This window comes from Streptacidiphilus sp. MAP12-20, from assembly GCF_041262525.1.
Lineage (GTDB): Bacteria > Actinomycetota > Actinomycetes > Streptomycetales > Streptomycetaceae > Streptacidiphilus.
In genome coordinates this window covers 1-12,869 of record NZ_JBGCCK010000012.1, presented here as the reverse complement: position 1 = coordinate 12,869, position 12,869 = coordinate 1, and the positions used below count along the sequence as shown (strand labels likewise).

9 protein-coding genes are annotated in these 12,869 nt (G+C 71.4%); all 9 read right to left on the bottom strand.

Annotated features, from left to right (window positions below):
• Window positions 1-122 precede the first annotated feature (122 nt).
• Complete coding sequence (gene ftsZ, locus ABIA32_RS17805; RefSeq protein WP_370096212.1) at window positions 123-1,328, bottom strand: cell division protein FtsZ; 1,206 nt, start codon at window positions 1,326-1,328, stop codon at window positions 123-125.
• A gap of 278 nt (window positions 1,329-1,606) precedes the next feature.
• Window positions 1,607-2,386, bottom strand: coding sequence for a cell division protein FtsQ/DivIB (locus ABIA32_RS17800; protein ID WP_370096210.1), 780 nt, complete (start codon window positions 2,384-2,386; stop codon window positions 1,607-1,609).
• Window positions 2,379-3,488 (bottom strand): undecaprenyldiphospho-muramoylpentapeptide beta-N-acetylglucosaminyltransferase, encoded by a 1,110-nt coding sequence (gene murG / locus ABIA32_RS17795; RefSeq protein ID WP_370096208.1) that lies wholly within the window; start codon window positions 3,486-3,488, stop codon window positions 2,379-2,381. Before murG ends, ABIA32_RS17800 begins: the two co-directional genes overlap by 8 nt.
• 6 nt (window positions 3,489-3,494) lie before the next feature.
• The gene (ftsW, locus tag ABIA32_RS17790) at window positions 3,495-4,868 is read right to left on the bottom strand and encodes a putative lipid II flippase FtsW (protein ID WP_370096206.1); all 1,374 of its coding nucleotides are present in this window, start codon (window positions 4,866-4,868) and stop codon (window positions 3,495-3,497) included.
• A 132-nt stretch (window positions 4,869-5,000) separates the two neighbouring features.
• Window positions 5,001-6,416: a UDP-N-acetylmuramoyl-L-alanine--D-glutamate ligase gene (gene murD / locus ABIA32_RS17785; RefSeq protein ID WP_370096204.1), complete on the bottom strand. Its 1,416-nt coding sequence runs from the start codon at window positions 6,414-6,416 to the stop codon at window positions 5,001-5,003.
• Between the two features lie 32 nt (window positions 6,417-6,448).
• A complete protein-coding gene (gene mraY / locus ABIA32_RS17780; protein ID WP_370096202.1) occupies window positions 6,449-7,510 on the bottom strand; it encodes a phospho-N-acetylmuramoyl-pentapeptide-transferase in 1,062 nt (353 codons plus the stop codon).
• A complete protein-coding gene (gene murF / locus ABIA32_RS17775) occupies window positions 7,510-8,946 on the bottom strand; it encodes a UDP-N-acetylmuramoyl-tripeptide--D-alanyl-D-alanine ligase (protein ID WP_370096200.1) in 1,437 nt (478 codons plus the stop codon). The genes mraY and murF overlap by 1 nt, the downstream gene beginning before the upstream one ends.
• Window positions 8,947-8,953: 7 nt before the next feature.
• The gene (locus tag ABIA32_RS17770; RefSeq protein ID WP_370096198.1) at window positions 8,954-10,609 is read right to left on the bottom strand and encodes a UDP-N-acetylmuramoyl-L-alanyl-D-glutamate--2,6-diaminopimelate ligase; all 1,656 of its coding nucleotides are present in this window, start codon (window positions 10,607-10,609) and stop codon (window positions 8,954-8,956) included.
• 52 nt (window positions 10,610-10,661) lie between these two features.
• Window positions 10,662-12,521, bottom strand: coding sequence for a peptidoglycan D,D-transpeptidase FtsI family protein (locus tag ABIA32_RS17765; RefSeq protein WP_370096196.1), 1,860 nt, complete (start codon window positions 12,519-12,521; stop codon window positions 10,662-10,664).
• Between the last annotated feature and the right edge of the window lie 348 nt (window positions 12,522-12,869).

Genomic DNA, 12,869 nt, shown 5'->3' with positions numbered 1-12,869 from the left:
CACGACAGGGGCGCGAGGAACTGCGCGACAAGCCACTGAAGTGGTGTGTCCCCGAACATTCAGGGCCATCCGCACCGGGTGGTTGTTCGCGCAGTTCCCCGCGCCCCTGGAGGTTGCAACTACTACTTGAGGAAATCCGGGACGTCCAGCTCCTCGGCCGCCGAGTCGACGTACGGCGGGCGCGGGGGGGCCTGCTGGGGGACCGGGGGGAGGGTCGGCTCCGGCGTGGGGCGCGGGGTGTCCTCCGCGCGGGGGACGGAACCCAGCGTGTGGACGCTGCGGCCGGCGGCCGTGGAGCCCGTCGCGCGGGGGAACTCCGGGGCCGACGCCGGGCGGTCCGTGCTGGAACGGACGACCGGCTCGCGGACGATCGGGGTCGGCTGGCCGCCGTCGAAGCCCGCCGCGATGACCGTGACCCGGACCTCGTCGCCGAGGGCGTCGTCGATGACCGCGCCGAAGATGATGTTCGCCTCGGGGTGCGCCGCCTCGCTGACCAGCTGGGCCGACTCGTTGATCTCGAAGAGACCGAGGTCGGAGCCGCCCGAGATCGAGAGCAGCACGCCGCGCGCGCCGTCGATCGAGGCCTCCAGCAGCGGCGAGGAGATCGCCATGATCGCCGCCGCCTTCGCGCGGTCCTCACCGCGGGCCGAGCCGATACCCATCAGCGCCGAACCCGCGCCGCTCATGACCGACTTGACGTCGGCGAAGTCGAGGTTGATCAGACCCGGGGTGGTGATCAGGTCGGTGATGCCCTGGACACCGGAGAGCAGCACCTGGTCGGCCGAGCGGAACGCGTCCAGCACGCTCACCTGGCGGTCCGAGATGGACAGCAGGCGGTCGTTCGGGATCACGATCAGCGTGTCGACCTCCTCGCGCAGCTGCGCGATGCCGTCCTCCGCCTGGTTCGCGCGGCGTCGGCCCTCGAAGGTGAAGGGGCGGGTCACCACACCGATCGTCAGCGCGCCCAGCGTGCGGGCGATGTTGGCCACCACGGGCGCGCCGCCGGTGCCGGTGCCGCCGCCCTCGCCGGCCGTCACGAAGACCATGTCGGCCCCCTTGAGGACCTCCTCGATCTCCTCGCGGTGGTCCTCGGCGGCCTTCCGGCCGACCTCGGGGTTGGCGCCGGCGCCAAGCCCACGGGTGAGTTCGCGTCCGACGTCGAGCTTCACGTCCGCGTCGCTCATCAGCAGAGCCTGCGCATCGGTGTTGATCGCGATGAACTCGACGCCCTTGAGACCGACCTCGATCATCCGGTTGATGGCGTTCACGCCGCCGCCGCCGATGCCGACGACCTTGATGACTGCGAGGTAGTTCTGGGGTGCTGCCACGTCGAAGGCCTCTCGCCTCGGATCTGTCTTCTCATACCGAAGGGGCGGTGCTTCCGACGCTCCCGACCCGAACCCTAAACATGAGGTTTAGAGTTAATGCTATGTCACTGCTGCATTATCCAGTGTCACTAGGACACTAGGTCTCCAGGCATGTCGGTTCAATGGACACGCCGAGCAAGCAGTTTTTTCTTGTGAGCCTATGTGATCAAAGGTCCGTGCTGTTACCCGGGGGTCAACAAGACTCAGGGGTATGCCGACACCCCGTCAAGACCGCAGGCTCACGACCGCAGTGCGGGATCCGTCGGTGCGCTCACGTCGTATCCCTTCGCGTCCCGTTTCATCAGTGCGCTGAGCACCACGGCTTTGCGGGCGCTCTGATCGGGACTGCCCCAGTAGACGGTCGCTCCCGAGCTCAAGGTCAGCTCGATGTCGTCGTACGAATGAACGACAACCGCGGTCGTCCGGTGCGCTATCGGCGCGGGCAGCACCTTGGCCACCTCGACCGCGCCAGCGACGAGAAGCTGCTCGGGAAATTCCGGAACTTCGCTCTTTCCCGCTGCGGAGAGCGCGAGTTGGACCACCGGCACGCCGACCGGCGGCTTCGGCTGCGTCGCGAAGCGGACCCCGGAGGCGTCCTCCAGCGTGTACGACCCGTCGTCGCCGCGTACCGCCGCGACGGGCGTCCGCTCGGTGACGGTGATCCGCACCGCGTGCGGCCACGAGGTGCTGACGTCCGCGTGGTCGACGCGCGGCAGCGCCTTCTCCACGCGTGCCTCGATGCCGCCGGTGTCCAGCCGCTCCAGCGGACCGCCCAGCGGGACCTGGGCGGCCGCGAGCACCTGAGCCTTGGTCAGCGCCTTCGTGCCGCTGACGCTGACCGTGCGCACGTCGAAGACCGAGGAGAAGGAGACCAGCCAGACCCCGCTGCCCAGCAGTACGGCCAGCAGCGCGCAGAGCACCACCACACCGCGCCGCGACAGCTTCACCCTGGGCCGGGGCGGACGCTCCTCCTCGAGCGCCGCCTCCGTCTCCTCCTCGACCCCGACGTACTCAGCCACGACGGCGGCTGCTCCCCCGGTGCGCGTCGATCGCCTCGTAGACCATCTGCGCGAGCAACTGGTCCGCGTCACGGCGGCCGAACTCGGCCGCCGCGTGGCTCATCTGCCACAGGCGCTGCGGGTCCGTCAGCACCGGCAGCAGCTGCGCGAACACCCAGTCCGGGGTCAGCTCGGCGTCGTCGACCAGCAGGCCGCCGCCCGCGCGGACGACGGGCTGGGCGTTGAGGCGCTGCTCGCCGTTGCCGATCGGCAGCGGCACGAAGGCTCCGGGGAGGCCGACGGCGGCCAGCTCGGCCACGGTCATCGCGCCGGCCCGGCAGAGCATCAGGTCGGCGGCGGAGTAGGCCAGGTCCATCCGGTCGATGTACGGGACGGCGCGGTAGGGCGGCATGCCGGGCAGGTCGTCGGTGTGCGGCAGCTCGTTCTTGGGCCCGACGGCGTGCAGGATCTGCACGCCGTACTGCTGCAGTCGCGGGGCGACGGTCTGGATCGTCTCGTTCAGCCGCCGCGCGCCCTGGGAGCCGCCGGAGACCAGCAGGGTGGGCAGGTTCTGCTCCAGCCCGAAGTACTGCCGCGCCTGCGGCCGCGCCAGGCCGCGGTCCAGCGTCGCGATGGTGTTCCGCAGCGGGATGCCGATGTAGCGGGCGTCGCGGAACTTGCTGTCCGGCGTGGCCACGGCGACGAAGTCGGTGTAGCGCGAGCCGATCTTGTTGGCGACGCCAGGGCGGGCGTTGGCCTCGTGGATCACGATCGGCACGCCGCTGCGCTTGGCGGCGAAGTACGCCGACATCGCCACGTAGCCGCCGAAGCCGACGACGGCGTCGGCCTTGGTCCGCTCCAGGACCTCCTGCACGGCCTTGACGGTGTTGCGCAGCCGTCCCGGCAGCGTGATGAGGTCACCGGAGGGCTTGCGCGGCAGCGCGACCTTCGGGATCAGCGCGAGCTCGTAGCCCCGCTCGGGGACCAGCCGCGTCTCCAGGCCCTGTGCGGTGCCCAGAGCGGTGATGCCGACCGTGGGGTCGTTGCGCCGCAGCGCGTCAGCCAACGCGAGTGCGGGCTCGATATGCCCGGCGGTGCCACCGCCGGCGAGTACGACATGCACCGAAATTCACCGCTCCTTGTGGGGCAGCCGGAGGAACCGGCGCCGCGCCTTCTTGTTTCCCTTACGCCTGCTCCGCGCGGCGAAAGCCGCCTTCGCGGCCGGCTCGCTGCGTGCGAAGCAGAGCAGCATGCCGACTGCGAACATGGTCGGCAGCAGCGCGGACCCGCCATAGGAGAACATCGGGAGGGGGACGCCCGCGATGGGCAGAAGTCCCAGCACCGCACCAATGTTGATCGTGGCCTGGGCCATGATCCAGGTGGTGGCGCCTCCCGCTGCGTACCTGATGAACGGCTCCTTCGTGCGAACGGCCACGCGGATACCCGCATACCCTAGTGCCGCGAAGAGAACGAGGACGGACACGGTCCCCGCCAGACCCAACTCCTCACCCGTGACGGCGAAGATGAAGTCCGTGTGGGGCTCGGGAAGTTGACCCCATTTCTCGACGCTGCCACCGAGTCCGGCGCCGAAGAGGCCGCCCGAGGCGAGTGCCCAGATGCCGTGAACGGCCTGGAAACAGGAGCCGTCCTTGGCGACGTGGGTGGCCCCGATGCAGGAGAGTCGGTTGAGCCGGTGCGGCACGGTGATGATGAGCGCGGCGCTGGCCAGCAGCGCGAGCAGCGCGGACGCGGTGAAGAGGCGCGTGGGCGCGCCGGCCAGCCAGAGCAGGCCGAAGAGCAGCGCGCAGATGATCATCGCGGTGCCCATGTCGCCGCCGGCGAGCACGAGCGCGAGCAGCAGCAGGCCCATCGGGACGAGCGGAATCAGCAGGTGCTTCCACTCGCCGAGAGTCTTCATCTGCTGTTTGCGCGCGAGCAGGTCTGCCGCCCAGAGAACGAGGGCGAGCTTGGCGAACTCGGAGGGCTGGATCTGGAAGAAGCCGCCGAGCCGGATCCAGTTCCTGTTGCCGTTCACGGCGACGCCGATGCCGGGCACCATGACGGCGCAGAGGAGGGCGATGACGCCGAGGAGAAGCGGGTAGGCGAGGGCGCGGTGGGCTTTGGCGGGCAGACGTACGGCGAGGTAGAGCAGACCGGCTCCGATGACGATGGAGATCAGCTGCTTCTTGAAGTAGTAGTCGAACGGCAGCCCGTCGAGCCTGGCCTGGATCTGGGACGCGGAGAAGACCATCACGAGCCCGAGCACGAGGATCAGCGCGGCGGACCCGAGGATCAGGTAATACGGCGTCAACGGCCGCTCCAGCCCCCGCTGGAACCTCTCCCACGCGCCGCGCGCTGCGCCGAAGCGGGTGCTGGACCGGAAGGTCGCGACGTTCGCCTGCGGCACTTCGGTGGTCCTCTCCCCTGCGTAACGCCTGTCGGCGAGAGACCTTACCGGGTCAAAGTGCGACAGAGCTGCAGGCAGGTGGGCGAGTTGCAACATCCCAGGGGGCGCGGGGAACTGCGCGAGAAACCACCCTATGCGGATAGCCCTGCACGTTGAGGACCATCCGCACGCCGGTGGTTTCTCGCGCAGTTCCCCGCGCCCCTAGATTCCCTGGTAGGCAAGCTCTCCCTACAGCGCGTGCACCGCGGCAGCGAACATGTCGCCGCGTTCGCCGTAGTTGGTGAACATGTCCATCGAGGCGCAGGCGGGAGCCAGGAGGACCGTGTCGCCCGGTTCGGCGAAGCCGGAGGCCGCGTTGACGACCGCCTCCATCGCGTCCGCGCCCGCCACACCGTCCGGGAGCTCGAACACAGGGACGTGCGGGGCGTGCTTCTCCAGGGCCTGCCGGATGACCGCGCGGTCCGCGCCCATGAGGACGGCGGCACGCAGACGCGGGGTCGCGGTGGCCACGAGGTCGTCCATCTCCGCGCCCTTGGCCAGGCCGCCGGCGATCCAGACCACCGATTCGTACGCCGCGAGCGAGGCCGCCGCCGCATGCGGGTTCGTGGCCTTGGAGTCGTCCACGTAGGCCACGCCGTCCAGCTCCGCCACGAAGGCGATCCGGTGCGCGTCGGGCCTGAAGGCCCGCAGGCCGTCCCGCACGGCGCGGGGCTCGACGCCGTAGGCGCGAGCCAGCGCCGCCGCCGCCAGCGCGTCAGCGATGTTGTGCGGGGCGCTCGGCTGGACGTCCTCGACCGAGGCCAGTTCCGCCGCCGCGTGCCGGCGGTCGGGGATGAAGGCGCGGTCGACCAGCAGGCCGTCCACCACGCCCAACTGGGCCAGCGCGGGCGCGCCCAGCGTGAAGCCGACGGCGCGGCAGCCCTCCTCCACGTCCGCCTCGCGGACCAGCGCCTCCGTCGCCTCGTCGGCGACGTTGTAGACGCAGGCGACGACGTTGCCCTCGTAGATCCGGCCCTTGTCGGCCGCGTAGGCCTCCATCGAGCCGTGCCAGTCCAGGTGGTCGGGGGCCACGTTGAGGACCACCGCCGAGTACGGGCGCAGGCTCGGCGCCCAGTGCAGCTGGTAGCTGGAGAGCTCCACCGCCAGCACGTCGTACGGCTCGTCCGCCAGCACCGCGTCCAGGACCGAGACGCCCACGTTGCCCACGGCCGCCGTGCGCTTACCGGCCGCCGTCAGGATCGAGGCGAGCATCCGGACCGTCGTCGTCTTGCCGTTGGTGCCGGTGATCGCCAGCCAGGGCGCGGGCTCGCCCGTCTCCGGGAGCGGGCGGCGCAGGCGCCAGGCGAGTTCGACGTCGCCCCAGACCGGGATCTCGAGCTTCTCCGCCGCCTGGAAGAGCGGGGAGTACGGGGGCCAGCCGGGCGCGGTCACGATGAGCTCGGTGTCGTCCGGCAGCGAGTCGCCGTCGCCCAGGCGAACCGTGACGCCCAGCTCCCGCAGCTCCTCGGCCTGCGCCTGCTGACGCGGGCCGTCGCCGCCGTCGACGACGGTGACCACCGCGCCGAGGCCGTGCAGCACCTTCGCCGCAGGGACGCCGGAGACGCCCAGGCCGGCCACCGTGACGTGCAGCCTTTCCCAGTTCATGGGGTTCCCCCAGTTCGTGGCCCCACCGCTCATCAGGACGTGACCCAGCCAGCGTAGAAGAGGCCGAGGCCGACTGCGACGCACAGGCCCTGGATGATCCAGAACCGGACCACGATCAGGACCTCCGACCAGCCCTTCAACTCGAAGTGGTGCTGGAGTGGCGCCATTTTGAAGACGCGCTTTCCGGTCATCCGGAACGAGCTGACCTGGATGATCACGGAGAGGGTGATCAGCACGAAGAGGCCGCCCAGGATGGCGAGCAGCATCTCGGTGTGCGAGCAGATCGCGAGGCCGGCGAGCGCGCCGCCGAGTGCCAGCGAGCCGGTGTCACCCATGAAGATCTTCGCGGGCGAGGTGTTCCACCACAGGAAGCCGAAGCAGGCGCCCATCAGGCCGGCCGCGACCACCGCCAGGTCCAGCGGGTCGCGGACCTCGTAGCACTGGGCGCCCGCGGTCGCCATCGAGCCACAGGTCTGGCCGTACTCCCAGATGCCGATGAAGACGTAGGCGCCGAAGACCATCACCGAGGCGCCGGTGGCCAGGCCGTCCAGACCGTCGGTGAGGTTCACGCCGTTGGACATGGCCAGGATCATGAAGATCGCCCAGAGGGCGAACAGCACCGGGCCCAGCGACCAGCCGAAGTCGGTCACGAAGGAGAGCTTGGTCGACGCGGGCGTCGTCCCCGAGTGGTCCGGGAAGCGCAGCGCGCCGATCGCGAAGACGATGCCGACGATCAGCTGCCCGGCCATCTTGGCCTTGGCCCGCAGACCCAGCGAACGCTGCTTGACGATCTTGATGTAGTCGTCGAGGAAGCCGACCAGGCCCATCCCGGCGAAGAGGAAGAGCACCAGCAGCCCGGAGACCGTGACCTCGGTCCCCATGATCACGTGCGTCAGCCCGTAGGCGACCAGCGTCGCCAGGATGAAGGCGATGCCGCCCATCGTGGGCGTGCCGCGCTTGCTGTGGTGGGCCTGCGGGCCGTCGTCGCGGATCATCTGGCCGTAGCCGTGGCGGGCCAGGATCCGGATCAGGACCGGGGTGCCGACCAGCGAAAGGAAGAGTCCGATCGCGGCGGCGAAGAGAATCGCCTTCATCAGTGGCTCGCCTCCCCCGCCGACATCTGCCCGGCGAGCGGCTCTGCCAGCAGCGCGGCGGCGACCTTCTCCAGGCCCACCGAACGGGACGCCTTCACCAGGACCACGTCCCCCGGTCGGACCTGCTCACGGAGCAGCTCGATCGCGCTATCCGCGTCGGGCACCAGCACCGATTCCTCACCCCACGAACCTTCGTTCCTCGCGCCCAGCTCCATGCAGGCCGCCTCCCGGCCACCCACCGCCACCAGCTGCGCGATGTTCAGCCGGACCGCGAGTCGGCCCACGGCATCGTGCTCGGCGAAGGACTCCTCGCCGAGTTCCCGCATCTCCCCCAGGACCGCCCAGGTGCGGCGTCCCTCGGGGCCCCTCCCGCCGATCGCGGCGAGCGCGCGCAGCGCGGCCCGCATCGAGTCGGGGTTGGCGTTGTAGGCGTCGTTGATCACGGTGACGCCGTCCGCACGCTCCGTCAGTTCCATCCGCCACTTGGACAGGCTGCCCGCCTCGCCCAGCCCGGCGGCGATCTCCGCGACACCCAGCCCGCACTCCGCGGCGACCGCGGCGGCAGCCAAGGCATTGCTGACGTGGTGCTCACCGTAGAGCTTCAGGGCCACGGGTGCGGAACCGGCGGGTGTGCTCAAGGTGAACGAGGCCCGCCCGGCGGCGTCGAGCCGCACGTCGTCGGCGCGCACGTCGGCGTCCTCGGCCTCGCCGTAGAGCACGACGCGGGCGGCGGTCCGCGCGGCCATCGCCCGCACCAGCGGGTCGTCGCCGTTGAGCACGGCGACTCCCTCGGTGGGGAGCGACTCGACCAGCTCGCCCTTGGCCTCGGCGATGCCCTCGCGGCTGCCGAACTCGCCGAGGTGCGCCGTGCCGACGTTGATGACCAGGCCGATCCTGGGCCGGGTGACCGCGCACAGCTCGGCGATGTGGCCCTTGCCGCGCGCGCCCATCTCCAGCACCAGGAACTCGGTGTCCTGCCGCGCCTTCATGGCGGTCAGCGGGAAGCCGATCTCGTTGTTGAAGGAGCCCTCGGTGTAGACCGTGCTGCCCCTGGCGCCGAGCAACTGGGCGATCAGGTCCTTGGTGCTGGTCTTGCCGGTGGATCCGGTCAGCGCGACGACGGTGGTGTCCGTCAGCCGCTCGGTGACCGCGTGGGCCAGCCTGGCCATGGCGTCCAGGACGTCGTCCACGACGACGGCCGGCACGCCGACCGGGCGGTTCGCCAGCACGGCGGCCGCGCCGGACTCGGTGACCGCGCGCGCGGCGAAATCGTGGCCGTCGACGCGCTCGCCGGCCACGGCGACGAAGAGCGCGCCGGGCTCGACCTGGCGCGAGTCGTGCACCACCGGGCCGGTGACCCGGAGTGTGGGGTCCGGCGTGTCGGCGAGCGTCCCTCCGGTGGCCTCGGCCACCTCCGCGAGGGTCAGGGGGATCACGTTGGTTCTACTCCTCGATGTCCCTGGTGGCGGTCTCTACGGTGGGTGCGTCGGCAGCGGCGTCGGCCATGGCCTCGCGCAGCACGACGCGGTCGTCGAAGGGGCGGACCTCGCCCTTGGCGTACTGGCCGACCTCGTGGCCCTTGCCGGCCACCAGGATCGAGTCCCCCGCGTGCGCACGGGCCACGGCGGCCGCGATCGCGCGGGCCCGGTCGGGCTCGACGAGCACGGCGGCGCGCTCGGCCTCCGGCACCTCGACGGCCCCGGCGAGCATCGCGGCGAGGATCGCCAGCGGGTCCTCGGAGCGCGGGTTGTCGCTGGTCAGCACGGCGGTGTCGGCGTAGCGGGCGGCGATGGCGCCCATCGGGCCGCGCTTGAACGGGTCCCGGTCGCCGCCGCAGCCGACGACGACGTGGACCTGTCCCTTGGTCACCTCGCGCAGCGAGCGCAGCGCGCCCTGCAGGGCGTCCGGCTTGTGCGCGTAGTCGACCACGGCGAGGTAGGGCTGCCCGGCGTCGACCTGCTCCATCCGCCCCGGCACGCCGGGCACGGCGGCGACCCCGGCGACGGCCGCCTCCAGCGGCAGTCCGGCGGTGACGGCGGCGGCGATGGCGGCGAGCGCGTTCGCGACGTTGAAGGGGCCCGGCAACGGCGAGGACGCGTCGGCGGCCTGGCCGTCGGGGCCGACCACCCGGAAGTGCGAGCCCGCGTGCCCGAGCTGGACCTGCTCGGCGCGCCAGTCGGCGGCCGGGTCGCCCTCGGCGGAGTAGGTGACGACCGGCACCTCGGCCTCGCCGGCCAGCCGGCGGCCCCAGCGGTCGTCGATGTTGACGACGCCCACGCGGGAGCGGCGCCGCGTGAACAGCGCGGCCTTGGCCCGGTAGTAGTCGTCCATGTCGGGGTGGAAGTCGAGGTGTTCCGGCGTCAGGTTGTTGAAGACCGCGACGTCGAAGACCACGCCGTCGACCCGGCCGAAGACCAGGGCATGGCTGGAGACCTCCATGGCGACCGCGTCCGCGCCCGCCTCGCGCATCATCGCGAGGACCGCGTGCAGATCGGTGGCCTCGGGGGTGGTCCGCTCGCTCTTGATCCGCTGCTCGCCGACGCGCATCTCGACCGTGCCGAGCACGCCCGGCGTGCGGCCGGCGCCGCGCAGCGCGCCCTCGATCAGGTAGACGGTGGTGGTCTTGCCGCTGGTGCCGGTGACGCCGATGGTCAGCAGTTGCTCGGCGGCGCGGCCGTAGATCACGGCCGCCAGCTCGCCGATCCTGGCGCGCGGCTGGGCGACGACGAGCAGCGGCACGCCGCAGTCTGCGGCGCGCTCGGCGCCCGCCTCGTCGGTCAGCAGCGCGACGGCTCCCGCGGCGACGGCCTGGGCGGCGAAGTCCGCGCCGTGGGCGTTGGCGCCGGGCAGCGCGGCGTAGAGGTCGCCCGGCCGGACGGCGCGTGAGTCGTGGGTGATCCCGGTGACTGTCCCGGCCGAGACGTCATCGCTCAGCCCGAGCTGCGCCACGACCTGGGCGAGCGAAAGCCCGGCGGTGGTGCGGGGGCGGAGCGGGGACTGATCACGATGGGGCACGGCGGTGAGGTTACCCGTACCGGTGCTCTCGGGGCCAAGCGGGGAGTTCGTCACCATGTTCATGCCGCCGTCCGTACCGTTCATCAGGCTGTCGCCGTCCTTACCAGTCCCTGTGCTGTCACCGCTCGCCCGCCCGTCACCAGTTCACCGGCAGGTTCGCCGCGGCCGCGCCGGTGGGAGGAGTCTGCAGACTCTTCAGCGCGAACTCCATCACCTGCTTGAAGACCGGCCCGCACAGCTGTCCGCCGAAGTGCGCGCCGACGGGCTTCTGGATCACGCAGGAGACGGTGATCCTGGGCTTGTCGGCAGGCGCGAAGCCGATGAAGGAGGCGGTGTAGCCGCTGTAGCCGTTCGCGGTCGCCCGGTTCGCCGTACCGGTCTTTCCGGCCACCAGGTAGCCGGAGATCTGCGCGCTGGTGCCGGTTCCCTGCTCGCTGCCGACGACCGACTGCAGCATCTCCGCGAGCGACGTGGCGGTCTGCTGGCTCACCACGCGTGTGCTGCTGGGCGCGGGCGTCGGTGTGTACCGGCCGTCGGGGCCGGTCGTGCCCTCGACCAGCGTGGGCGCGACGCGGACGCCGCCGTTGGCGATGGTCGAGTAGACGGAGGTGGTCTGCAGCGCGTTGACGGCCAGGCCCTGGCCGAAGGGGATGGTGTACTGCTGCGAGCCGTTCCACTTGTCGGGGGTGGGCAGGATCCCGCGCGTCTCCCCGGGGAAGCCGAGCCCGGAGGGCTGGCCGATGCCGAACTTGGTCAGGTAGTCGTAGAGGACCTGGTTCGCCTGCTGCTGGGTGCTGCCCAGGTGCTCGGCGGCGAGGATGGTGCCGATGTTGGACGACTGGGCGAGCACGCCGTTGAGGGTGAGCTGCTCGGTGCCGTGGGCGACGTCGTCGTGGAAGACCCGGTCGGAGCGGGGCAGCGAGCCGGGGACCGTGACGTGCGTCTGCGGGGTCGCCACGTTCTGCTGCAGCACGGCCGCCATGGTCATCAGCTTGCTGACGGAGCCCGGCTCGTAGGCGTCGCTGAGGGCGGGGTTGCCGATGGCCTTCGGGTCGGCGTGGGCGAGGTCGTTGGGGTCGAAGCCGGGGGCCGAGGCCATGGCGAGGACCTTGCCGTTGGTCACGTCCTGCACGATGACGTAGCCGCCGAGGGCCTGGCTCTTGGCGACCTCGTCGGAGATGGCCTTCTGGGCGTCCCACTGGATGTCGCTGTTCAGCGTCAGCCGCAGGCTGGAACCGGGCACGGGCGCCTGCTCGTGCTGGCCGCCGGCCGTGGGCACCTCGCGGCCGTTGGCCTGGGCGTAGACCTGCTGGCCGTCCGTGCCCTTGAGCAGCTTCTCGTACTGCTGCTCGAGCCCGCCGGAGCCGACGCCCTCGGCGTTGACGAAGCCGAGCACGTTGGCGGCGAGGCCGCCGTCGGGGTAGACGCGCTTGTCGTGACGGGTGTGGAAGATCGACGCGAGCGGATTGGCGCAGGCGGAGTCGACGCGGCCGGAGTCGCCGGCCTTCTGGGCGAGCAGGTTCTCGGTGAGGCAGTGGCCCTTGCCCGCGTTGGCGCCGAGCTTGGCGCTGAGGGCGGTGATCTGGTTCCAGGTCTGCGGGGTCTGCTGGCGTACCAGCAGGCGGTACATGTCCTTGGAGCTTTTCGCCGTGAGGGCGGTGGCGAGGGCCTGCTGGTCCATGCCCAGGATCGGCGCGAGCAGCGTGGCGGCCTGGGCGGGGCCGTCGGTGGTGTGCAGCTGCTCGGGGGTGAGCATGGTGGGGTCGGCGGTGATGTCGTAGGCGGTGACGGTGGTCGCGAGGACGTTCCCCGCGGCGTCCGTGATCGCGCCGCGCTGCGCGGCGAGGGGGGTGGTGACGTAGCGGTTCGCAGTCGCTTCGTCGGCGAGCGCGGTGGAGTCGAGGAACTGCAGCTGTACCAGCCGCCCGAAGAACAGCGCGAAAACAGTCCCCAGCGCGATGACCATCACCCGTAGCCGCTTCCGCGGCTCCCCCAACCGCAGCCCGGCTCCCCCACCGCCGGGCCGCTTCGGCCCCCTGGGCCGCGGGAGCGCCTCCGCGCGAGACGCCGACCGCACGGACACACCGCCGCGCGCGGACCCCGCCGCACGAACCCGCCCGTCGCGCACGGACCGCGCTGCACCCCGCCCTGCGCCCTCCCCCCGCCCGGCACGCGGCTGACCGCCGGAACGGGGCCCCGGAGCGCCGTCCCGCGCGGAGCGCGAAGCGCCACGCCCAGCCGAATCCGCCGAACCCCGACCCTCCCCGCGCGGAGCGCGGGATTGCGCACCGGAGCGCGATCCGCCCGCAGGGCCGCCGTAGCCGTCCGCGCCCTCCCCCCGCGC

Excerpts from the sequence above, each read along its gene's own strand:
- mraY (WP_370096202.1), bottom strand. The coding sequence starts at position 7,510 with ATGAAGGCGATTCTCTTCGCCGCCGCGATCGGACTCTTCCTTTCGCTG.
- ftsW (WP_370096206.1), bottom strand. The coding sequence starts at position 4,868 with ATGTTGCAACTCGCCCACCTGCCTGCAGCTCTGTCGCACTTTGACCCG.
- murD (WP_370096204.1), bottom strand. The coding sequence starts at position 6,416 with ATGAACTGGGAAAGGCTGCACGTCACGGTGGCCGGCCTGGGCGTCTCC.
- ABIA32_RS17770 (WP_370096198.1), bottom strand. The coding sequence starts at position 10,609 with ATGAACGGTACGGACGGCGGCATGAACATGGTGACGAACTCCCCGCTT.